The 24,914-nt window shown below is 35.9% G+C and carries 23 protein-coding genes; 2 read left to right on the forward strand and 21 right to left on the reverse strand.

Going from position 1 to position 24,914, the window contains the following annotated elements; all coding sequences use genetic code 11:
• Positions 1-89 precede the first annotated feature (89 nt).
• A complete protein-coding gene (locus EBB54_RS13820) occupies positions 90-1,883 on the forward strand; it encodes a sensor histidine kinase (RefSeq protein ID WP_125127839.1) in 1,794 nt (597 codons plus the stop codon).
• A gap of 234 nt (positions 1,884-2,117) precedes the next feature.
• On the opposite strand, the gene EBB54_RS13825 is transcribed toward EBB54_RS13820, so the two are convergent.
• The 21 genes from EBB54_RS13825 to EBB54_RS30780 all read right to left on the reverse strand — a co-directional run bounded on the left by EBB54_RS13825 (position 2,118) and on the right by EBB54_RS30780 (position 24,294).
• Complete coding sequence (locus tag EBB54_RS13825) at positions 2,118-2,369, reverse strand: hypothetical protein (RefSeq protein WP_125127840.1); 252 nt, start codon at positions 2,367-2,369, stop codon at positions 2,118-2,120.
• Positions 2,370-2,405: 36 nt separating this feature from the next.
• Positions 2,406-2,648 (reverse strand): hypothetical protein, encoded by a 243-nt coding sequence (locus EBB54_RS13830; RefSeq protein ID WP_125127841.1) that lies wholly within the window; start codon positions 2,646-2,648, stop codon positions 2,406-2,408.
• Between the two features lie 78 nt (positions 2,649-2,726).
• Positions 2,727-3,923, reverse strand: coding sequence for a DegT/DnrJ/EryC1/StrS family aminotransferase (locus EBB54_RS13835; RefSeq protein ID WP_330554515.1), 1,197 nt, complete (start codon positions 3,921-3,923; stop codon positions 2,727-2,729).
• A gap of 733 nt (positions 3,924-4,656) precedes the next feature.
• Positions 4,657-5,238 (reverse strand): acyltransferase, encoded by a 582-nt coding sequence (locus EBB54_RS13840; RefSeq protein WP_125127842.1) that lies wholly within the window; start codon positions 5,236-5,238, stop codon positions 4,657-4,659.
• A complete protein-coding gene (locus EBB54_RS30175) occupies positions 5,216-5,389 on the reverse strand; it encodes a hypothetical protein (protein ID WP_154677792.1) in 174 nt (57 codons plus the stop codon). Before EBB54_RS30175 ends, EBB54_RS13840 begins: the two co-directional genes overlap by 23 nt.
• On the reverse strand, positions 5,382-6,518 hold the full coding sequence (locus tag EBB54_RS13845) for an alginate O-acetyltransferase AlgX-related protein (RefSeq protein ID WP_243127879.1): 1,137 nt from the start codon (positions 6,516-6,518) through the stop codon (positions 5,382-5,384). Before EBB54_RS13845 ends, EBB54_RS30175 begins: the two co-directional genes overlap by 8 nt.
• Positions 6,519-6,986: 468 nt before the next feature.
• Positions 6,987-7,742 carry an MBOAT family O-acyltransferase gene (locus tag EBB54_RS31185; protein WP_243127666.1) on the reverse strand — a complete coding sequence of 252 codons (756 nt, stop codon included), beginning with the start codon at positions 7,740-7,742 and terminating at the stop codon, positions 6,987-6,989.
• Between the two features lie 418 nt (positions 7,743-8,160).
• Positions 8,161-9,795 carry an asparagine synthase-related protein gene (locus tag EBB54_RS13855; protein WP_162307135.1) on the reverse strand — a complete coding sequence of 545 codons (1,635 nt, stop codon included), beginning with the start codon at positions 9,793-9,795 and terminating at the stop codon, positions 8,161-8,163.
• Between the two features lie 98 nt (positions 9,796-9,893).
• Complete coding sequence (locus tag EBB54_RS13860; RefSeq protein ID WP_125127845.1) at positions 9,894-11,696, reverse strand: aminotransferase class I/II-fold pyridoxal phosphate-dependent enzyme; 1,803 nt, start codon at positions 11,694-11,696, stop codon at positions 9,894-9,896.
• Between the two features lie 22 nt (positions 11,697-11,718).
• Positions 11,719-12,615 (reverse strand): glycosyltransferase, encoded by an 897-nt coding sequence (locus tag EBB54_RS13865; protein ID WP_162307136.1) that lies wholly within the window; start codon positions 12,613-12,615, stop codon positions 11,719-11,721.
• On the reverse strand, positions 12,612-13,754 hold the full coding sequence (locus EBB54_RS13870; RefSeq protein ID WP_125127847.1) for a glycosyltransferase family 4 protein: 1,143 nt from the start codon (positions 13,752-13,754) through the stop codon (positions 12,612-12,614). Before EBB54_RS13870 ends, EBB54_RS13865 begins: the two co-directional genes overlap by 4 nt.
• A gap of 20 nt (positions 13,755-13,774) precedes the next feature.
• On the reverse strand, positions 13,775-14,995 hold the full coding sequence (locus EBB54_RS13875; protein WP_162307137.1) for a CDP-glycerol glycerophosphotransferase family protein: 1,221 nt from the start codon (positions 14,993-14,995) through the stop codon (positions 13,775-13,777).
• Between the two features lie 14 nt (positions 14,996-15,009).
• Complete coding sequence (locus EBB54_RS13880) at positions 15,010-16,419, reverse strand: lipopolysaccharide biosynthesis protein (protein ID WP_125127849.1); 1,410 nt, start codon at positions 16,417-16,419, stop codon at positions 15,010-15,012.
• 37 nt (positions 16,420-16,456) lie between these two features.
• Entirely contained in the window at positions 16,457-17,596 is a 1,140-nt protein-coding gene (locus tag EBB54_RS13885; protein WP_162307138.1) for an N-acetyl sugar amidotransferase, read from the reverse strand.
• Positions 17,597-17,598: 2 nt separating this feature from the next.
• Positions 17,599-18,627, reverse strand: a complete 1,029-nt coding sequence (locus EBB54_RS13890) for a glycosyltransferase (RefSeq protein WP_162307139.1) — start codon at positions 18,625-18,627, stop codon at positions 17,599-17,601.
• A gap of 423 nt (positions 18,628-19,050) precedes the next feature.
• A complete protein-coding gene (locus tag EBB54_RS13895) occupies positions 19,051-20,151 on the reverse strand; it encodes an EpsG family protein (RefSeq protein ID WP_125127852.1) in 1,101 nt (366 codons plus the stop codon).
• A gap of 34 nt (positions 20,152-20,185) precedes the next feature.
• A complete protein-coding gene (locus tag EBB54_RS13900; RefSeq protein ID WP_125127853.1) occupies positions 20,186-21,511 on the reverse strand; it encodes a nucleotide sugar dehydrogenase in 1,326 nt (441 codons plus the stop codon).
• 31 nt (positions 21,512-21,542) lie between these two features.
• A complete protein-coding gene (locus EBB54_RS13905) occupies positions 21,543-22,631 on the reverse strand; it encodes a Gfo/Idh/MocA family protein (protein ID WP_125127854.1) in 1,089 nt (362 codons plus the stop codon).
• A 3-nt stretch (positions 22,632-22,634) separates the two neighbouring features.
• Positions 22,635-23,756 carry a non-hydrolyzing UDP-N-acetylglucosamine 2-epimerase gene (gene wecB, locus EBB54_RS13910; protein ID WP_243127667.1) on the reverse strand — a complete coding sequence of 374 codons (1,122 nt, stop codon included), beginning with the start codon at positions 23,754-23,756 and terminating at the stop codon, positions 22,635-22,637.
• Between the two features lie 38 nt (positions 23,757-23,794).
• Positions 23,795-23,989, reverse strand: a complete 195-nt coding sequence (locus tag EBB54_RS13915) for a hypothetical protein (protein ID WP_148099360.1) — start codon at positions 23,987-23,989, stop codon at positions 23,795-23,797.
• A 14-nt stretch (positions 23,990-24,003) separates the two neighbouring features.
• Complete coding sequence (locus EBB54_RS30780; RefSeq protein WP_148099361.1) at positions 24,004-24,294, reverse strand: hypothetical protein; 291 nt, start codon at positions 24,292-24,294, stop codon at positions 24,004-24,006.
• Between the two features lie 165 nt (positions 24,295-24,459).
• Here EBB54_RS30780 and EBB54_RS13920 point away from each other — a divergent pair, with 165 nt between their 5' ends.
• The gene (locus EBB54_RS13920; RefSeq protein WP_125127856.1) at positions 24,460-24,789 is read left to right on the forward strand and encodes a hypothetical protein; all 330 of its coding nucleotides are present in this window, start codon (positions 24,460-24,462) and stop codon (positions 24,787-24,789) included.
• The last annotated feature ends 125 nt before the right edge of the window (positions 24,790-24,914 follow it).

Here is a 24,914-nt window from a genome sequence, read left to right on the forward strand (position 1 = left end):
GATTCATACCTTATGAAACGGCCGAATGGCCATAATGGGGTGCCCTTGAGTATACAATTCTTTACCAGAAAAGGCTAGGTGTTTGTTTTATGAAGCAAAAATATTTTATCCACAAATTTACCCGCTATTTTTTTATTTTTTCTCTGCCTGTAATCATCATCGGCCTTTTATTAACCGTATATTCCTTTTTTCAAATCCGCGAAAATTCCAATACTCAGGCCCAAAGCTCGTTTCAGGCCAGCAGCCAGCTCATGGAAGAAATCCTCACAAAAGGGGACGATATTGCTGATATGATGAATACGAACAGTGGGATTTCCATGTCCATGTACCGGATTTTGAATCAAAATTCAATGAATTATAAAGAAAATGTAACGAAAAATATTATGTTCAATATTCTTGAAAACTTAAAATCCAGTTTTTCCTACATTAATTCTGTATATGTCTACTTTCCGAATGAGAAAGATTACTTCTTTCAGACCACTGAAAAGCTGACCTCCATCCAGGATTCTGCTGACCGGCAATGGCTCAGCGACTTCAAGGAGCACACCCCGGATGAGGATAAATGGATCGTTCTGCGTTCCTTCCAGAATTATCATTTTGAAAAGGAGCATCCGGCGATCACTATTTACAGAAGAATCCGCTATTATGGCGGTGTTCTTGTTGTGAACTTAAATCAGTCTGTTTTGTCCGAACTTTTGTCCTCTCTTGAAAACTATCCCAATGAGTCCATATTTGTCACAAACTCAGAGGGCCATGTGCTGTTTTCAAATGCAAATGCGGACAAACTGCATTTCAAACCGGATCAGGGGATTCATGAACAGCTTTCCCTTCCGCTGACAGATACAGGACACTATCTGTCTTCTGTAAAATACAACAAGCATTCCTATGTGTTGACGGAATTTACCTACCCCGATTATGACCTGCATTTTTTATCCCTTGTTCCTTCCCGGGACATTTACCGCCTGCTGTACAATATTCTTTATTGTGTGGTCATCGGATGCCTCGCCGCCGCGGTACTGTGTCTTTTATTCAGCCTGTATCTGACCAATAAAAATTTTCATCAGATTGAACGACTGCTGGATATACTCTGGTGTGCAGAAAGGGGAACTCTTTCTCTGGATGACAGCGGGGAATTTATAGATGCGGAAAAACTGGATGAATACAATTTGATTTTAAACCGGGTCATCTTTACTTTTGTCCGGAATAATATGCTGACCATGCAGCTAAAAGAATGGCAGTTGAAAAAGACAATCAGCGAATTGAAGGCACTCCAGCTTCAGATCAACCCGCATTTTTTCTTTAATACCCTGCAGTCGATTGATATGGAAATCGTAAAGAATGAAGGATACCTTGCTCCTGCGAGCAGGCTGGTCCATGCGCTTTCTGATATCCTCCGGTATGCACTCAGCGACTCTAAAACTTCCGTTTCTTTAAAGGACGAAATTCAGTCCTGCAAAGAATACATGGAAATCCAGAAATTCCACCACCCCGGGCAGATTGTGCTGTTGTGGGATTATGATGATTCGATTTTAAACTATCGCGTGATCCGTCTGCTGTTTCAGCCTCTGCTTGAGAACAGCATCCATTACAGCATCCGCTGCCCTTCGGATTCTCTGGTGATTCGGATTAAGATTTTTGAGAAAGGGGAGGTTTTAAAGTTTCATATTTTGGATAATGGGGTGGGGATTGAAAAGAATAGACTGCAGCAGATCCGGGAATCTCTGCAGTCTGCGGAAGAACAGGAACATCATATCGGGATGAAGAATACGCATAAGAGGCTTGTGCTGACTTATCCTGGGAATGAAGGGCTGACGATTGTCAGTCAGGAGGGGAAGGGGACTTGTGTTCGGTTTGAGGTCCCGAAGGAGGGGACACACAAATGATTTATTTAATCACATTTTTGGGCGGCGTATTCAAGAGGCTGGAAAGTATACCCTTTTTTAAGGTTTTCCCGTATTCCTAACCGTCATTTAGAGCCAAAATCAATCATCATTCATTAAAATACTGTCTTTAAAGGATCATTTATCAAGAATAAGCCAATCCGATTTAGGATTGGCTTCATAAAACAACAGTTTTCACGGATTCAGGTTTTAGAAAATGTAAAAACGATAAGTTATTCATCGCTTACTTTCCTTGCACTTGCTTACGATCAGTTCCCGGTTATGTTCTCCGTCCCGTCCTTTCTTCAGTTCGTACACATATGGCAGCCCTGTTGCCGTATGGAATGGGTAATTCTGAAATGCAACAACGGTATTCCAAAGGCTCCTCTCATTCTTCCTTTTCATCAAAGCTCGCACAGCCTTTTTCTGCTCACAGAACAGATTGATCAGCTCCGCATTCAGCGAAACCTCATCCGGTTTATAAGTCATCTTTGTGTATGGCAGAAACCATTGACGGATGATTTCTTAAGCCCTGTGATCATCTGGATTTTCTCTAGCATCTTGCCCTTCGAGAGGAGCAGACTGTTCACTGTTGTACACCCCATCTTTGATTAGCAGTTTACGAATCTTGATTGTTGACATGAAAAACTCTTCCGCTGTCCGTTTCAATTCCTTTGTTTCCAAATAGGATTCCGTTACTGCCTTCAGTAGTTCTGTCATGATCTTCTCAGGATCATATTTCGTTTTTTCTTGGTTTTTCCATTCCACTCCTTTATTTTCATTTCAATCCAATTTGCTATTTGCAAATTTCAAGTAAGGTGGGGGACACAGGGGACTGACGAATGCTTATAACGCCGCTTTAAGTTTCTCTGCTATAAATTCTACCTCTCTATATTCCAAATAAGGATGTATCGGTAAGCATAAAACAGTACTACAGAGCTTCTCAGTCGTCTGACACTCAGCATCCGCACTTCTGGTTCCCTCAAATGCACCCTGCAGATGCATAGGCTTGATATAATAGATATTTGTTGGAATACCATCCGCTTTCAGTTGAGTCTGCACTCTCTTTCTATACTCAATCTGTTCATTATCAGAAGGCTGCTCAGGTAACTGTACGGTGTATTGAGCCCAAGAACTATACATAGCTTCTTGTACCGTTGGTAATCCGAGACCTTCTACATCAGATAATAACTCTGAATAATGATTCGCCACACGATTCACTTTATTCAGTTCTTCATCTCTGAACACATCAAATTTGCCAAGCAAAACACCTGCTTGCAATGTATCAAGACGGCTGTTCATGCCAAGTCTAATATTATTATATTTAGCATTTGGATCATTGAGATTCTGCGTATCCTTACCATGCACGGCGATTGAACGGCAGAGTAAAGCAATCCCATCATCGTTTGTGAATATCGCACCACCATCCCCATAGCAACCTAGCGGCTTTGCTGGGAAGAAAGATGTGGTTGCGATGTCACCTAGAGAGCAGGCCATGTGTACTTTTCCAGTTGAATCTTTATAACTTCCACCGAAGCCCTGCGCTGCATCCTCTAATAAAAGTAATCCAAACTTATCACAGATTGCTCGGATCGCCGGGACGTCGAACGGCTGGCCGAAAAGATCCACAGCAACAACGGCACGAGGTTTTAATTGACCTTCGCTTATAATCTTCTCTACCGCTGATTCAAGTGATAAAGGATCAATGTTGTAAGTATCCTTCTCTACATCCACAAAAACAGGAGTCGCTCCGATAGTTGCTGGACATTCTCCTGAACTGAAAAAAGTAAAGTCTGGAACGAATACAGCATCGCCGGCTCCTACGCCGTGTGATAATAATGCGACACTTATAGCATCTGTTCCATTGGCACATGATATGCAGTGTTTAACGCCCACATAGGATGCCAGTGTTTGTTCTAATTTTTTTACCTCTGAGCCGGAGATGAAATGAGCAGAAGATATTACGGATTGTATATTCTTATCTACTGCATTCCTTATATGTTTATATTGTATTTGTAAATCTCTGAATTGAATATTTCCCATTTTATTTGTCTCCTTTAAAATTCTTTAATGAACATCCCCGGGGCAGAGCCATCAAACGTCCACTGGACGTTTGCCTCACTGTGCGAGCTGGGTATCGCTTCGCTACGCCCAACGGATTTGCACCTTTTCGCATGATGCTCAAAGACGCAAACCGTCCGCATAAATGCGGCTTCTCGTCGCAAGCGTCAGGGAATTAGCCCCCATTGAGATTAAATCACAATACGATGATAACTCTACTATACGACTGGCTCTCTTTCTAATACCTTTTCAACTACCTCATTGATATGTTTGCATTCGACATCGGGTTTTACGCAAACATAGGAATAAGAAACCTCCTCTATATTTGAATTTGCTTCTAAATCAATTATTGTTGCTTGCAATTTTGAAATAGCCTTCTTAATTTCATCTTCCTCGTTAGAAATCTGTCCTTCTCTAAGAAGATTTACGGCATAAAAAAGCTTACCATTTATAGAAAAAAAATCGAAACATAGTATTGTGGTGTTTCTGCAGTTCCTTAATCAACCCATCGTGATAATTGTATCTTAGTGGATCATCGTCAACCTTCAACTCTTCTATCGATCTTACTTTTGATGCCATGATAGTTCCACAGTGAATACTCAAACCCTCATTCTGCCCATCTACTACAGAATTCATGAATTCTGTATCATCAGATATTGATCCGAAAACTCAAACAATTTTCTACTGTCATCATAAAGAACACAATAAAAACTTCTCATATCGCTTCTACCAATTCTCCATCCACAGCCTTATACCGTCTTCCACAGTTCGGACATATGAATATCCCTTCATCATTTTCTCGCAGAACCTGCCCACACTCACAGACCCACCCGATCTGCTTTGCGGGAACACCGGCCATTAGGGCATAAGGCTTCACATTACTTGTCACTACAGCCCCTGCAGCAATTGTGGCATGATGACCAATCTCATGACCACAGACGATAGTGCAGTTCGCCCCTAATGTCGCATCGTGACGGATGGTAGTAGGGAGATATTTATGGTTCTTAGGATAACGTGAACGCGGCGTTAGATCATTTGTGAAAACACAACTGGGTCCGCAGAATACATAATCCTCTATTGTCACCCCCTCGTAAACAGATACATTATTCTGAATCTTTACTCCATCGCCAATCGTTACATTATTGGATATGTTAACATTCTGGCCAAGGGCGCATGAAGATCCTATCATAGCTCCAGATTGAATGTGAGAAAAATGCCAAATCTTTGAATTGTCTCCAATTATGACGTTATCATCTATTATTGCTGTTTCATGCTTAAAGTAATTGTTTGTTTTCATATCTACCACCTTTGCTATTAAGCATAAAAGCCGGTTCATAATTCCAAATTCCAAATAATATGTTTTTCATACCAAATGCCAAGTAAATCGGAATTAAATACACAATTGCTCTTAATCCTTTCATTTGAATCTTTTTCTGTTTCTCATTCATTACTAAAGTATCTAAATGATTTCTCCATTCCAAGATTATTTGCTGGTGAATGTATTATTATCATTGCATCAGGCGCCAATCCATCTAAACTATTTCTTGATATCAATTCTGATTGATAGCTTGAACTCCAAATATATTCTTTGCATGTAAGAATGAAGTAGGGATTAACCTCTCTACTAAAACTATCTCCTATAATTAGTATTCTTGTGTCATTGTTAACACTATTATTAATTGTCGGGGAATAGTTCGGATAAAATGCATCATATATAAATTCTGGTTCTTTGCTATCCAATAAAGACATATTCAGCAATATGTCTTCATATCTACCTGTAATATTTCCGACTGTTAGAGAAGTATCATAATTAGGATAATAGACAACAAAATCATCTGGACATGTAAAATATTTTCCCGTCCTCTGTCCATATGAACCGAGCAATTTGTTATTATATACTTTTACGGTATAATTTGATTCATCTGCACAAGTATCTTCATAGTCAATTCCATTTTCATCCATCCAACACCGTATTTTGCTCCAGACATAAAATCCACAATAGCCATTCCAGTGGTGATCCGTTCGTGAAAACATTAAATATTGATTTATTCCATCATTGTGTAATTCCTTCCTTATGTCAATAAAAGGAATACTCAAATTCTCAATGTATTCCAAAAAACGGTCAATATTTGAATTGCTATAATCTTCAACTCCGGCGGGTAATTCGGAATCCCATGGAGAAATTTTGTCAGGTGCAGCAATATATACGAAAGGAACTCCCTTTTCTTGGCAATACTCATTTACCATTTTTATATTTAGAGCATTTGCTTCTAATTCTTCATCCGATATATACTCCATTTGCCAGATCAAATGTCCGTTATTAAGCTTTGTTACTTGATTCATATAACGTTGTCCAAGAATACTTCTAATACCACCATTGACATCTATAAATATTCGTTTTCCAAAGAAAACCTTACTATATTCCGTTTCATTTTTTCTTCCTAACTCTGGATTAAAATATTCATTATAGATCACGTTATTAATATAATAATCTGCAAGTTTAAAATCACTGCAAATCCCAAAGACAAAAATCAACAATAAAAATATAACTGCTTCAGTTCTATACTTCAATACCATCACACTTTAATCTCCATCAAAAATACTCAATTTATCCAATTATGTATCAGAAATTAAAATATATAAATGGGTTGTACGCTCCCAAAACCAAAAAAGACACCGCCCATAAAAAGCTGAAAACATACCCTATCGACGCAACAATTTGGTATACATTCTTCATGGTTGCATTCACAGTTATATACTCCGAAAAAAAACTCGCTACCGGAAACACAAATAATAGTGCAAACGCATAATAAATCCAATACTCTCTAAGCACATAGTACACCTCTCCATTTATGCCTATGTATGAACCACAGCCAAATGCAGCAAGAATTATTTTTTTTGCTTGATGTAAAGACATTGAGTTGAAAATAACCCAATCAAATGTAATAACAAATAGTGTGATAATTCGCCAAATACTTACTACTGATCTTTTCCTTCTCTCTGGTTTAACTAAATATTTCTCAAGTAAGATGAAAAGAAAATATATCATTCCCCATACAAGAAAAGTGTAATTTGCACCGTGCCATAAACCAGTAAGGAACCAAATAACAAATAGATTTCTAACATGCTTTTGCCCCCCCTATTTCCACCAAGAGGTATATAAACATAATCCTTAAACCATGCGCTTAACGAAATATGCCAACGTCTCCAAAAATCCGTAATGCTTTTTGCCATATATGGATAATTAAAATTTTCATCGAAATCAAATCCAAACATTTTTCCAAGCCCAATAGCCATATCTGAATATCCTGAAAAATCATAATAAATTTGCAATGCATAACCTATTATCGCAAGCCAAACTACTATTATGGATGTTTCAAAAAGCGAAGACGCACCAAATATCGATTCTGTGATAAGCGCAAGATTGTTGGCAATTATAACCTTCTTAGCAAAACCACACATAAATCGCTCAGTTCCTGCTCCAAATTTCTCAAAACTCTCTTTTCTGTCTCTTATTTGTTCTGATATGGTATTGTATCTAACTATTGGTCCAGCTATAAGTTGTGGAAAAAAAGAAATGTACAAAGAAACATTAAGGATACTTTTTTCTTGCTCAACTCTTTCCTTATATACATCTATAACATAAGAAATCATCTGGAATGTAAAAAATGATATTCCTATTGGCAACGTTATACCAATAATAGTTATGTTTCTTCCTGTAATTCCTTTAACTATTCTCAGAAAAAAGCTCAAATATTTGACAACAAACAAGAAGCCTAAATCTATTGCTACAGCTGTCATACAGACTATTCTTCTTATTGTTCCATATGGGTGTATACACATCCAACTCACTAAGAAATAATTTACAACTATTAACCCCAACATAATATATATGAACTTTGGTTCACCATATCCGTAGAATACAAGACTTGCTATCAATATGATGAGATTTTTTAGTTTTCTATTCCTTACACTATAATACACAAGTATCACAATCGGTAAAAAAAGGAATGTAAAGTAAATACTTGAAAAAACCATATTGTTTTTCTATCCAACCTTTTTATAATTTTCGATTTTCCCAATGCCAAGGATACCATTTGGTATTTAAGAATGGCGCAAGTCGCCGGAATCTTATCGATCTTAGGTACTTTATGCATTAGTTTTGTCTCAAGCATCACAACTATCTAAATAAAAACCATCTATCTGCGAATCATTCTTTTCAGGTCTTTCTAATAATTTTCATGACATCTCTTCCCCATTGTCTACCATATCTTTTTTCCATCAAATAAGCAGTTAATAATAACGTGAATGCTGCATGTCTTTTAGCTATAACATATTTCTGAGATAATTCTTTATATAATTTAACTTCTAATGTGCTAAAATTATTTATGTCTGACTTCCGTTTAACAGGTATACCCAAAGGATAACAAATACCAACAATCATGCCACCTACATTTCTTCTAATAAACTTAGAAACTTTTGACCTACCTTCGTTATTTGTGTACTTTTTTTGGCCAACTCCGTATTTCTTTCCAAGGAATTCTGTTATGTATTTTTCATACAAATATTGACTTCTCCTAAGATCTGGTGACAACGAATACCAAAAATCAAGCAATTCTTTATCCCAGCACGGCAATGCCCATTCATATCCATAAAACTCATGTACCTTATTCATATTTAAAAAGCATCTCGAATGAGAAAATCCAGCATCTAAACAATCATATGCCCTTATAAAACTCATATGGTCATTTACATTCAGATCATAAAATTCCATCATGCTTATTACTTCATTTTTTAAATACTCTCGATAAGAATTTATCGGAGCATATCTTGCAAATCGTTTGTCTACAATGAATTCTGCTAATCCATTTTTATTAAATCCGTATTCAGCGGCCACATTTATTGAAGGTGTATAAAGCCCCGTATGTATATCATTACATAGCCCCGTAATAACAATAGAATTTGCTGGAACAAGTTTATTATCAAATATTTTTTTTACTGCAGTAAAGTTTTGAATGTATACCATATATTCATGATTGTAGCAATAATTCATATATTTAATTCCTTCAGGTGAAAGAATCAAATCATTATCCTCCTCATCATACTCAATTTTTATCCATTTATAACCCACAGCCTTAGCTACCTGCTCCGCTTGCACTAATTCGAAAGATCCTTTCCTTCCATACGAATAGCAAACGACATTCGAAAAACCATTTTCTTTTAGAGTACACACTATATATCTCGAGTCATATCCTCCACTTAATGAAACAAGAAGCGGTCGATCATTAATCAGATATTTTAATCGCATCACCATGTTGTTTGACGCTACTCTAAGCTTTTCCATGGCTTTGTTCTCATTATCAACAAATCCCTTGGAATAATGCCTAAAATAATAGTTCTTTCTTATTGTTCCATCATTTATACGACCAGCACATCCTATTTCCAATTGATGTATATCACTATAAATCGTATGGTCACCTATTATATAGGAAGTAGTAAGCAATTCAGCCGCCTTCTTTATATCAATTGAACTTGTTTTAATATTAAGGAATTTACGAATCTCCTCCGCATTATCTGATATAATCGATAAGCTGGTGTCGTAGTATAATGGCATACTTCTCGCTACATCAACTGCCAAATAGCATTCATTATCATGTACTAGTATAACTGAAAAGCATCCATATATATTTTTAACCTTTTCTAAAAACACATTATAATCTTCGCAAAAAAAATAGTCTATTGCATCGATACCTCTTAAGCATTCTCCGCTGTTTTTTTGAATATATCCCCTAAAATAGCATCTTTTATTAACAGTCCATGGATATACATCCCTTTCTGTGACAACAATATTCATAATACACATCTTTCCTTATTGAAGTTGGTAAAAAATTTTTCTTGATTCTATTTGTTGTATTTTATTGAAAAATATCAGAGTAATATCATGAAAAGCATTTATAACTCTTCTTTAAGTGCAACTAACAGCTTATCATTATCCTTAGTATTTCTAACCGCTAATCTCAGATAATTCCTATCTTTAATCTTTCCAGTAAGTTCCTTTATGAGGATATTATGTTTTAACAGCAATAACTTTTTAAGTTTCTTAGGACAAATATCTTTATCAAGCTCAACCATCACATAATTTGCCTGTGAAGGAATAACTCTGATACCTTTTATCTTAGCAAGTTCAGCTTCATATCTCTTTCTTTCAGCCTTAATTTGCACCAATCCGGTAGCATATGCCTTCTCATACTTCTCCTCTATCTGCATATAGAACTCACCAAAAGAATTAATATTCCAGATAGCCACATCTTTCTTCATAAAATCAATAGTTTCTACATCCCCAGAAGCAAGAATGCCAAGCCTAAGTCCTGGCACACCATAAGACTTTGAAATACTCTTCATTATATAAAGATGTGGATTACTATCAATTATCTCCTGCTCGATAATCGAACTATTCTCTTCATCTGCGAAATCAACAAATGACTCATCAATAACAAGCTTAATACCCTTACCTTTACTCCATTCAACAAGTCGTAATACATCAGCCTTTGGAATATAGTTTCCGCTCGGATTGTCCGGGTTAACCACGACAAGGTTATCAATCTCTTTATCCGCAAAGAATGTCATAAGATCATCAGCAGTATATGAGAAATCTGCATTACTAGGCACATAATTTACAAAATCCTCTTCTACATATCGGTTCAGGTACTCCTCAAATGTTGGTCTTACAAATCCCGTCTTGCCTTTCAATACCCCCATCAAACTCTTTATAAGCTCAGCTGCACCGTTGCCCACAAGAATATTTTCTTGATGAACATCAAAGTTCTTTGCTGCCAGAAGACTATTCACTCTCATACCCGAAGGGTACTCTGTTAATAATGTATCAAAACCCGCCTTTATCTCATCCTTCATCTTCTGCGGAGGATAGTAAGGATTCACCAGATAGCAGAAGTCCAGGAGTTTAGGGTAACGCCAGTATCCACCATAACGTCCTTGCAACATCTTTACTCTCTCATCATCAGGCGCAAACAGAGACTCAGCTATATCAAGATCCTGAATATCGTCTATCTCATACCATCTCTGTCCATCAAGTCGCTTTGCTTTTATAACTGGCTCATCAAGCATAGCGATAACTCTTAACACCTGCTCATAGTATTCATTCTCTCCTAACGCAGTTTGGTATGCCTCAAGAAATGGAACATAATGTGTCTCACAGAAACGCTTGCTGAACTTATAAATATTTACTGTTTTAAACAGGTCCTTTGTATCATTAAAATTGAACTTCTTTCCCGGAACAAAATCAATGATATCATCCTCTTCATTGAGTTTTACACATGTTCCATCCATCCAAGATTCGTATTTATCAACCAAAGCAAGTGTGTCACGAGGATCTGTAACAAGCATATTAAGAACTTCATCGTCAAATATAATGTCAGACTCAAAAAGGATCGTATCATCCTTAACAAGCCAATCTTTTGCAAGTGCCAATGAATAAATGTTATTGGTCTTATCATAGATAGGGTTATTAACATAAACTATTGGCGTCTGGATGTTAAGTGCTCCGATATAGTCTATAAGTTTCTGCCCTTCGTATCCAACAACGATTACTATACGTGAAAGATGTTGATTTTCAATTTGGTGGAGCATACGGTCAATCAATGTCACTCCGCTAACTTTAACCATACATTTTGTATTATTTTGGGTAAGTTCCTTAAGTCTTCTGCCCATTCCTGCTGCTAATATAATTGCTTGCATAAATCTTATCCTCCGCCAATGGTCACTTCTTTTTTATAACCAGATTTATAAGTACATCTTCCCAGAACCTAAAGAAAGAAAACACTACATATACTGCTCTCTCCAATTTATTTGCTTTAAGATACTCTTTTAAGTAATGCAACACACTTTTTTTAGTGTATTTATATATTTTACTTAACTTTAGAAAGCTCTTTTTTTTGTTAGAATCCTCATCATGAATTATCGTTTCGTTAATCACAATGGATTTATACCCTTTTTCTTTTAGCTTAAAACCTAAAATCTTTTCTTCGCCATAGAGAAATGTTTGCTCGTCAAATCCTCCAATATTACAATATGCATCAACGCTCATTGCAAAAAAGCATCCTGACACACATCCGACTTCACATTCATTATTCTTTATAACTTCTTGTTCTGATGCATAAAAAGGATTTTTGCTAATTTTTTTACGAATTCTTGATAGAAAAATAAAACTATTCCAATATATATCAGACAATTCTGGAACTCTATATGCAAATGCTGAGAATATCCTTAGTTTCCTATTCGAATCATAATTTTTTATAAGCCCAGTTGTCACAGCAACTTGAGAATCTTTCCTATTTCTTTCTATTATGGATTCTATACTTGTCTCACTTATTATTATGTCGGGATTAGAAATGATTACTATGTCCGATCCAAACTTATCAATAGCACATCTCACACCTAAATTATTACCTGCAGCATAACCTCTATTTATTTTTGCTTTCACAAAAGTTACACCATTTAGTTTACAATAATTTTCAAACCTTTTTATTCCTTCTTCCGTTGAAGCATTATCGACAATAATTATATTATCTATGCACTCATAGCACTTAATGCGCTCAATATACTCTATACATAACTGTGATGTATTATAATTGAGAATAACTATAGAACTATTCAATCTGATGTCCCTTCCTTATCTAAACGATGTTTTTCTACACCTTTATAAATTTCAAGATATTCTACAACTATTCTTGTCCAATTAAAACGATTAGAACCTCGTAATGCGTTCTCTTCATACCTTTTGTAATCCTCTGTGATCTTCAAAATTGCATTCACTATTTCATTTGGTCTATTGGGATCCACAGACCAGCCAACCTCTCCGTCCGGAAACCATTGGTCAAATCCTTGTCCTCTAGTATAAACTACTGGCAATCCTTGTGACATTGCCTCTGCATAAACCAATCCAAAGGACTCATAGAATGAAGGCATCACAAATACATCTGATGCGTCATAGAGCCCTTTTACTTCTTCTTTTGCTAGAATTCCTTTGTAATTGCAGTATTTTTTTTGCATCACCTGTTTAAAAAGTCTCTGGCTTTTAATCTTTCCAGCAAAGTTATACTGAATTTCCCATCCTTGTTTTTTTAGAATGTCTAGTGCCTTGATAGTTGTAAGAAGATTTTTATTTTTACTTACTTCACCCACATAAGCAATTCGTAATTTCTTTTTTTCAATATCGTGCTCTTTATGTTTTGTTCTATCTATATCAAACCAGTAATTGTCAATGCCATTAGGAATCACCTTACATTTATGCCTTAAACAATTGTAATAATACCCATGTAAATACTTGTTAAACAGATAATCCCGATACGGCGTTGAAAGAAAAAAAACATTCTCCGCATTCTTCACCACATTTAAGCCATACCTTTTCAGCCAAGGGCGATATTTAAAAAAATAATTTATATCAGTATTTCTTACCGCAACTACATATGGTATATTATATTTCTGTGACAACCTTCTAGCACAATAACCATCGGTAAATAAAGTATATGCATGTATACAATCGAATGCTTTTACATCGATTTCCTTTTCAATCATTTTAAAGATTTTCTCTTGCTTATGAAAAAAAAGTAATCTGTCTCTCCTCTTTATACACTTCGAAACAATCTCTTTATCTCTCAAAGATATTACTCCAGCACTATCATCTACTACCGCAACAAACACCGTACAGTCTACTCCATTTGATTCAAGATGTACGATCATATTCTGATGAAGTCTTGTTAATAAATAATTACAATTAATATGCAATACCTTCAAATCTTCTAACCATCCTTTTATCAAATATCATTAATAATAGCCTCTACTATTCGGCTTGTAGAATTCTTCCCGTGCTCATCCATACGGAATTGTCGTACAAACTCCATTCGCTCTTTAACTGTAACATCTTCTCCACAGGTTAATGCCTCTATCTTATTTCTAAGATCATTCCAAGAATCTACTTTATACGATAATTCTATCATCCGATAAACAATGTAGTTGTATTCATCCATATTCCCACAATACAGTATGGGTTTTCCTGTCAAAAAATACTCAACCACTAGGGATGAGAAGTCTGAAATCAGAATATCTGATTCATTAAATGAAACTATATAATCCGCCGTCTCATCTAGTGTAACATTTGAAACATCTGCTATTTTTCTTTTGATTTGTATCACTTCTTCTTCGGTAAGAGCTTTATTTTTGACGAAATTATTGAACATAGATGGATGCGGACGAATAATAAGCCTTATGTTTTCATGTTCAGAAAAATAATCCATTAGCTTATCAAAAAATAGAAAAAAACTACTACCATCGTTTTTTTCAGAATCGAGCGACCATCGCGGCAACCATAAATAAACCTTATATCTATCTCTGTATTTCTCTATATCGGAAATATCGAATCTCGGAAAACCATAATCATAGCATTTTATATCTGCAGTATATCTTGATCCAGCAATAGTATTTTGACAATACTCCATTGTGCACGAGTTATCACAAAAAACTGCTGACAAATACGGTAAAAAGTGATTGTTATACTCTATTTCCAAATGTTTTAATGGTGATGGCTCGTATGAATATGGTATATAGCAGAGTCTTGATACTTTGCTTATATTTTTTGCCGAATAACACTTGGGATACTCATCATTATAAGGTGTTTGTCTAATAACAATATCAGGTTTTAGTTTTCTCAAATCAATTATCTTTTCATTTGATGAAATAATTGCATTATAATCAATGCTCTTCCAATACTCCCCCGTATTACCCGGATACGGGTATCCTGTCCATGCAAGAATCATAACCTCAATCCCGCCAATTTGTTTCATTGATTCATAAACAGTTTTTAGAGAATTCCAACCTTGTGGATATACTGTTAAGAAAACAATTCTCTTTCTTTTCGTTATTTTTCCTTTATTTCTTTTTCTATAACGATATCCCTGCATATATATTTGCATCTTTCTTATGGCAACATAAATGCTTAGTTTACTGGTTATTTTACTCTTAATTCTTCTGATATCCATATTATTATGACACCTCATCTACTAAATCTTGACATATATTTTATTACCGTTTGTTTATTCTTTAATGCAATAATAAGCAGTAGTATTATAATAATTACAATAAGCGCATACCTTATTACCAACAAGGAATACAAACTCATCATAATCAAACATATTATTGCCATTAAAACGATACATAATAAATTGAACGGTGTGCTATACACTTTAGAATAGCCCTTTTTTCTACTGTATAGATAATGCAAAAGCATCTCTAAAAAGCAACTTATTAATGTTGTATATGCAGCAGCTATGTATCCGAAGGTCGGTATGACGACATAATTCAACGCAACATTTATCAACGCGCATGTCCCTCCAATAAATGGAAATATTTTTTGTTTTTTATGGTATCTTTCTAATCCACCATAAAGGCTGTATATCATAGAACAGTAATATGCTAGCACAACAGGAGGAATTACATACATCGCTTCTCTATAACTATTTCCTCCCATAAGCATTAGTGCTTCAGGTGCAACAGAAACCAAACCAATACATAACAAGGAAAATAGTGTAATATATGGATAACTATATCTCTTAATTTCAAATCCCCTTTCTTTATTCATCATTTCAAAAACCCATGGATCCCACGCAGATTCCATAGAGTTTCTAATTAAGTTTACAATCAACGCCCCAGAATAAGCTACACTGTATAATGCGACTGATTCAGAGTCACAAAACTTTTGAATCATTATTCTGTCTGATGAATGCATGATATTACTAGATAAATGATGAATCACCAGAGGGAGTGAAATAACAAGAGCATATTTACAATACTCTATTGATAATTCTTTTCCTCTTATAATTAATGAAACCGAAATAAGAAAATCTATTATAATGATGGGCAAATAGTGACCAATAGACCTTGCAAAAAATCCATCTTCCAGGCTAACAACCAATAATAATGCCAACAATAATGATGTACAGAAACTTATAAAAGTCATGATAACTGTAGGCTTATATTGCATCTCAATGCGCAATTTAGCTTGAAGAATTTCCATTCCCGGAGATACAATCAAATAGATCATAACAATATATAAAGCATAAACTGGCAATCCAACAAATGTAGAAATGTAATTCCTGAACACAAAAACAATGGTTGAAAACAAAAATGTACATGATATGCTAAATAATGTTATGGACGATATGAACCCGTCAAAGTTTTTTTTATAATCGTATCTTGCCAATGGAACCGAATTAGCCAGATTTAAGGTAACCACAACACTCAATATGCTAATCCATGAACCAAGTGTTGCAAAATCACCAATCTCACCTTTTGATAGAAGCCGTGTAAAAATTGGCGTAGTCAAAAATGCCATTCCTTTGATAAGAAATGAACAAACAGTATACCATACACCGGCTTTTAATACTTTACTGCCATTTTCCTTCATATTAATTCGCTCACTTATATTACTACATCATCTAAGCTTATTTGCTCTTATTCATAGACTTACGATGTATTCTTCTAACCATTTTTTTCACTCTGCTTCCCATAGCTATAACACCATAGTACAACCTATCTGTTTTAAACTCCTCATGCAAATGGACTGGTGCGTTCATAATCTGATCAAACTCATTATCATCTATACGTAAATTCTCTTTAATTTCGTTGAAATACGAGTTCATCATTTTCTCGTCATACAATGGTTGTTTTAAGACGTCTAATGCCTCACTTCTTGTAAGTTGGTCTGAAATAATCATACTAGATAGATGACTAGTACGTTTATCAACGCCAAATTTTTTAGTAAACCAAACCAGCTGAATAAATGCTGTTAATTTATTTTCCAAATGCTTAGCACCATAATATTGAAATCCGCAAAATTGCTCCAATTCTTTAAACGCTCTATTACGATTATAATCAATATAATTTAATGGTTTGCGTTCTTTGATTCCTAATTCAAACCTCGTTGCAAGAATTCTCCAATTAGACGTAAATCTAAGTTTATCAATCCCTTCTTCCCCATATTTATGATATATATCCATAAGATTCACTTTATCCCTTGCCGAATGCGTATTTCCTGCCTGTAAAATGCATTCCAAAGCAAAGTTCTCCCCCGATAAAAAATAAGTCGTTCGATACTTCTTCGCTTCAGAATAAAGAAAAGCAAACAGAATGTTATCCTGTGGCGCTGCAACATTAGGTACACCTGCCTTCATATATGCCTTAATAAGACCATTAAATTGATCTTTGTCTGGAACTATGTTATGAATATCGATACCTGTAGCTTTTGATAGTTTAGCAATATTAGATTTAGAAATATCTGTATCATACCCATCGTCAACATGTATAGCTAGGATTCTTAATCCCCACTTATACCCAAGGTATAACAAATACGATGAATCTAAACCACCACTAATCCCCATGATACAATCATATTTTTTCCCTTTTCCATCCTTCTTGATCTCCTCAACCATCCTTTTGATCATTAACTGACCTTCCCCATTGGGGAAGTATATATGCTTTTTCTTTATCAATGCATTTGTGCAGTAATTGCAATACCCATTACCGTCAAAAGTTATTAACTTGTCAGAAGAATCATTCATAACGCAACGTTTGCATACTCTCATTTTCATGCCTCCCTAAGATACTCTATTAAACCGCTTAGAGCTTTACTCATATTTAATTCATTTTCAGCGCATTCTCTTATTTCTTGTATCATTGAAACAGATGAGTCATTATGAACGTATAGTTTTTCGTAAAAACCTATTATTTCATCGAAATCAATGACACTGTCATCATTTGGAAACTCAAGTATGTATTTATTTAATTTGTCATTATCCATTACATCAAGACGAACGCCCGTTATTATCGGTAATCCTACTGTTAAGTATTCCCGTGACTTCAACTCACAGGAATAAAAAAGGTCTTTTCTATATGCCCCTAAGCTACAAACCCCAATGTCGCTATTGTCATAAACCTCTAGAATCTTTGCCTTTTCTAACAGCCCTAGGAATTGTATATGCTCGTGTAAACATAAATCATTTACTAATTTCATATATTTATTCTTTTCAGGTCCTTCTCCCACAAAGAAAAGAGTAATCTCTTGCTCCCCCCCCTTATCATAGTATTCCCTCAATCCATGAATCAATCTATCATAACCATGCCAATAATCGAACATAGCTGCAGCTACAAGGTTTATTGATTTAATTTCAGCTCTTGGTTTTCGCTTCCTAGTCTCTATTACGTTGTACCCATTTAGTATCTTTATAGTTTTGACTCCGAATATTTCCTTCTCATTTCCCACAACTGTTATCCTATCCACATATCTGTTTATTCTCTTTCGAGTAATCATATCCTTGATTAGTAATGTATAATTAGTCCTCTTCTTTATTATTTCTTTATCATAAGGATAGGTCGGGATTTCCATAACTACTTTTGTGTTATGATTATTCTTTTTCACATTCTTGAGAAAGATCAAGAAAAAAACATTCATGAAATATGGCCGTCTCAAATATATAAAATCATATTTTTTTAGTGTCGCATCATATTTCCAGTTTGGTACAATATTTGTAAAGGGCATTCTATATAATATTTTATATCCACATATATAATTGGGCTTCATTAACAATGTATCAACTTTTAGACCATTATCATTCATAGTGCAAATTTGATTATGGATTTTTATATTCACTCCACCCGAACTTTTTAAATCATTATATATAATGAATAGTCCTCTTTTCATTTAAAAACGTGTAGGTAATTCATTGAAATCAAAACATTACCTCACTTCCTCCCTTCTGTAATAAAGTGTGCAAAAAACACTGGTTTAATGCATTGATACTATTAATGGATTTTGACATGATGTAGTTAAAAATATCGTATAAATACATTTTTCAACCAAGATAAATACTATGCATTTATGAAAAACCAAATTTCCAATCCTCGTTGATACGGGTTTTTATTACCGCATCACACCAAAGAATCGTTAGTAAACTCATCTTATACTCACAAATGACGTTTTTTACATCTCTTTATTACACTTGTCACCAAATCCTAATTATTATGTAAATTATTACAATCTTCAATAAATTGCCACAACCTGAATTGCTATCATCCCTAGAGTTGCTAATAAAGCTGCATATCTTGTAACACTATTTCTTTTATGCTCTTCCATATTTACGTATATTACCGGAACTGAATATACAAATAAATAATCAACGACTCTACTAAAAGCCCTAAACGGGTATCCAAAACAAAGTAATACCATTCCACACGTCATTGACATTTTTAGATTCATCTTACGATTATTCTTATCTTCAGAAAAATATATTAGAATAACGCTTATAATCCACATAAGCCAGTCCCTTAATCCTACTCGATAATCTGCATCATTCACTTTGGTTGAGAAACCTACTAATGGACTCCAAGATAAAAACCTAAGTAATAATTGAGCAATAACTGGTGTTACAATACTACCGATATTAAATAGAAACCACACAAATACAAAAGTAAGAACGATCATAGCATTTTTTCTTGATATTCTAATATCCCTCATACATATAAAAACTGGAATAATATTTAACAAGCCCATTGATTGTACACTCATAGATAGAGCCAATAGTAGTATTATCAGCCATAATTTCTTTTTCTTTTTCATTGACTCTGCCACAGCGCAAATACCTAAGCCAATGCTGAGTCCTCCTCTAAGTACAATCGCCGAATAATGAAATCCATACATTATCATAAACAGCATTGCGACTCTTAAAATATCCACATTTACTTTTGTTTTTATCTCATTACATAAGCTATTAATTCCCACAATAAATATAGTAAGCGATATTATTGAATTAACAAACACAAAGCCCCGAAATGTTATTCCCAAGCCTTTTATAAAAAACATATATAATACAAATCCAATGTCCAATCCCATATAACGATTCCCATATCGAACATCGTAATTATTAATTATGTATTGCAATGAATGATTTGACCCAAAGACTTCTAGATATCTCGCAGTATCCTTTACTTCCATTGGTTTGAAAGAAACAAAAAAAGAACTACTTACCACAAAAATCAACAAGAGAAGCCTTTTATGCTTTACAGATATCTTCCCATTTAACAACATCATGTACGTAAATATTGAAAACAGGATGAAAACACAAAAAAAAATGTTATATGTCATATACTTTCACCTATTCCATTGGTGCTTAATCCACTTACAATCTCCACCACTGTAAACCGCTCTTCTTCAAATCTTCAATCTTGTAAAGTCCTTTTACATCAACAAGTACCTTTCCGTCATTAGACACATCAGTTCTGTATAGCTTCTTGATATCATCAAGAGACAACGCCTTAAACTCATCATGTGCTACAGCAACTATCACACAGTCAGCATCATGAACATCTTCAAGCTTAGTGAGTTCGACACCATACTCGTTTCTTGCATCTCTCTCGTTAGCCCATGGATCAACAACAATGGGCTTGATTCTGAATCTGCCCAACTCGTTAATAATGTCATCCACCTTACTATTTCTTATATCTGGGCAGTTTTCTTTAAAGGTTAAGCCCAGAATAACTACTTTACTCTTCTTAGGTGCCTGACCTGCTTTAATCATCTTACGGATAGCAGCATCAGCGACATATGCACCCATGTGATCATTAACAATACGTCCGTTCAGGATAATCTGTGAATGATACCCTAACTTCTCAGCCTCATACGTAAAATAGTACGGATCAACACCGATGCAATGTCCACCAACTAATCCTGGTCTAAAGCCAAGTGCATTCCACTTGGTGTTCATGCCATCTACAACTTCGTTTGTGTCAATGCTCATACTGTCAAATACCATTGCCAGCTCATTCATGAAAGCAATATTTATGTCTCGCTGAGAATTCTCTACAACTTTCACAGCTTCAGCTGTACGAAGATTAGAAACTGGATATGTCCCAACTTCGATAACGATGTCATAAACAGCTTTAATTGTTTCAAGAGACTCTTTGTCGATACCAGATACAATCTTACGAATGTTCTCAAGTCTATGAACCTTATCACTGGGGTTGATTCTTTCAGGACTATATCCTACTTTAAAATCTTCACCACACTTTAGTCCTGACTCCCTCTCAAGGATAGGAATACACACATCCTCAGTGCAGCCTGGATAAACAGTGGACTCATAAACAACTATGGCACCTTTTTGAAGATTTCTGCCAACAATCTCAGATGCTCCGATAACTGGTGTAAGATCCGGCGTGTGATCAGTATTTACAGGAGTAGGAACAGCCACAATAATGAACTTTGCTTTCTTAAGCTCTACTTCATCTGCCGCAAACTGGATCTTTGTTTTCTTAATCTCTTCGTTACCAACTTCATTTGTAGGATCGATTCCTGACTTGTAGAGTTCAATCTTCTCTTTATTAAGGTCGAAACCGATAACATTGATCCCTTTTTTTGCAAAGGCATGTGCTATAGGCATGCCAACATATCCCAATCCCACGAGTGCTAAATATTCTTCTTTTGCTACTAATCTGTTATAAAGTGTCATAAGTCTATTCTCCCAAAATTCTTTTCTTAATTTATTTCATTACTTTTCTCTCGCCAAATCTTCCAACAAAATCCATTGTTGAACACTCTTTTAATGGTAGTTTCACCGGCTGTCCCTCGGCTGCTGATTTATACACGGCCAGAACTAATTCTAATGCCCTCCTTCCATCCACTCCCGTTACGTAAGGATCTCTATCACTACTAATCGCATCAATTACATCCTCATAAAGAGGTGTGTGGCCGAAGCCATACACATTAGGCGGATTTTCATGGAACTGACGCATTACCTCTTCCGGATCATCAAGCTGATCAGAAAATCTCCATTCTTCAATCCGGTTAACACTTGTACCGCCTGCTTTCACCGTGCCTTTCTCACCGAAAAGGTATAACGTCTCTTCAAGGTTTTTAGGGTAAATATCCGTTGTACCCTCGAGAATTCCATAGCTTCCATTCTTAAACTTGATAAGTGCCATACCAAAGTCTTCCGCCTCAATGTAATTATGATTGAGCTTATCCGTCATACCCATTACTGTGTCAATTTCATCGCCCATCATCCATCTGAGAAGATCTGTGTTATGTATACATTGATTCATGAGAGCACCACCATCCTGCTCCCATGTACCACGCCAGTCCGCTCTAGAATAATAATTCCAATCTCGACACCAACGGATGTGCGCGGTTCCGTAGAACATCTTTCCAAATCTACCCTTGTCAACAGCGTCTCTAATTTTCTGAATAGACTTATTAAATCTGTTCTGATGATTAGCGCAAACCTTAACGCCCTTCTCCTTACCACGTCTTATAATCTCGTCAGCATCAGCTAATGACAGTGCTATAGGTTTTTCAATAATCACATTACATCCGGCATCTATGCAATCTAAAGCGATAGCCGCATGCTTACCAGATTCTGTACAGATAGCCACAAGTTCCGGTTTCTCAACCTCAACCATCTGCTTATAATCTGTGTATGTATGGATTGGATCCAGTTCAAACTTAAGAATCTTGTCATGCATGTTTTCTGGATTGACATCACAAATTCCTACAAATTCCAGATTGTTTGCTTTTGCCGCTGCAATGTGATTAGGACTAATCCTTCCACAACCAATTAATGCGTACCTCATTTTTTATCCTCCTGTTTTTTCTATGATTTCACATATTTTTTCAGCTGCATGACCATCACCAAATGGCTTATAGTCAGAATTAATAACTTGCTTCTTACTCAGTTTTTCAAGAATATCCTTATGATCCGCCTTTGCAAGTTGATTTCTGTTATCGACCATCGTTTCCGGCCAAACAACATAATCCAATACGAATACACACTGCACCCCAGCGTAAAATGCCTCGCACTGTAATCCTCCTGAATCCGTGACGATCTTCTTCGCATGCTTTGTCAAGTGAACCGAATCAGAATATCCAACAGGTTGTGTAAGAATAATATTTTTAAAGTTCTCTCTATTTACCATCCTCTCGGCCCTATCATGATTCCTTGGATGAACCGGATAAATTGTCGGTGCGTCCAAACCGTTCATTGCAAGCAGAATTTCTGTTAAGGGTTCATTTGAATATGTATTCTCTTGCCTATGACAAGTCATATAATAGAATTCATTCGGTATACTTACCGGGTTGTTGTTAAAATCAAGTATATGCGGTTCATCCCATGGCTTATCCGCAAAGTATAAGAATGAATCATACATAATATTCCCAACACAATAAGACCGTTCCCCTAAGCCTTCTTTTTTTAACTTGTCCAGGGCATCTTCAGTAGCACAGAAATTCAATGTAGCCAAATGATCTGTTGTAATGCGGTTGACTTCTTCTGGATTATCCAATGTCCCAAGTCTGTTACCTGCTTCTACATGAAATACAGGAATACGAAGTTTTACAGCGGCCAGTCCTGCAGCTAAAGTGGAATTTGTATCTCCATAAACCAACAGTGCATCCGGATTCTCCTTCTGAAGAATCTCCTCAATCCCTATCAACATCTTTGCAGTCATCTGCGCATGAGAACCACCTGAAACTCCAAGGTTATAATCCGGCTCAGGTATTCCCATCTCCCGAAAGAATACAGCAGACATATTGTCATCGAAATGTTGACCTGTGTGTACGAGAATCTCCTGATGATGTTTTCTGATTTCTCTTGAACCTGCTGCAGCTTTAATAAACTGAGGCCTAGCTCCTACTACAGTAAGGATTTTCATTGATTTCTCCTCTAAAAGAGAGGGTTTTTCAACAGTTTTCAGCTTCAACTACGAAATTCCCCCATCTCTTCTACAAAATTCTATTTTTATATATTTCTTTCCTCTTCTAATGCAGTCGTAAATAAAGTTGCCGTACGCATCAGGCATTCCTTTTGTCCAAACTGCATCTGACGATACAGCCTTACCAGTTTTATCTCACTCACCGACAACGTATCCACATTGATATCCTCATCCCTTCCTGACAGCAGATAGTTTGACGTCACTCCCAAGAATTCTGCCATCTTTATGATATGGATCAGGAAGGATTTATGTTATCAATTTCCAATGTGTAAATGCTCCGTTCCCAAAACCCAGATACTCTACCATTTCTTTTTCTGTGATTCCCTTTTCTTTCAACAACTCCAAGATCCTTAATTTTTCGGTAGCGATGTTCTATATGATGAAGACCGGCGCCGAGTTCACTTACGCTCATTACCATTCCATCCGAAACATTGATGTGTTCGATATTCCTGTAGAAGATCTTATTCTCATTAACCGCGATTTCAAGCGCTATATCCGTATACTCAAGGAGAACATATCCATACAACCGTTGATCTGTCTATTGCGTACATTACATGCTCACTAGATTCATGCCTTGGTCTTGGAAAGAAGTTCTTCGGACTTCTTAAGGATTTCCTGGGTCATCATGTCACCTACAAGCAGATGTACGATGAGATACGAGAAAAACGAAATCACAAGGAGGATGAAATCCATGGATCAGCGTAATACCAAAACAAACTGCAGCCATGCGGCGCACGGTCTGTCACTCAGTGGAACCGTCATTGACAGAACAAGACGGATGGTTCCCCATGATCATCCGACAACGGAAATCGTGACATACACCATTCAGGACGGATACAACCGCAAATTCTATGTCAATGACTATGCCTCCGACGGATACCACGGCCTCAATTCCAGCGTATGCTTTATCGTTTACATCAAAGCGTACAACCACAAAAATGGAGCTTTCACGCGGCGAGCATTTTTAATCAATCAACACACTTCTTGCACTATAGGCTGTGAAAATATCATTGTTTTATGATGTGTTCATGGTCTTTTCCTTTCTTGTCGGTAATCTTTAGGCTATCAATACCACTTTTATATCTGACTTACAGACACGACTTAGTGTCTAGTTGGCTCCATTTTTCTATCCGATTATAAAGTCTT

The organism is Schaedlerella arabinosiphila (assembly GCF_003885045.1).
Taxonomy (GTDB): domain Bacteria; phylum Bacillota; class Clostridia; order Lachnospirales; family Lachnospiraceae; genus Schaedlerella; species Schaedlerella arabinosiphila.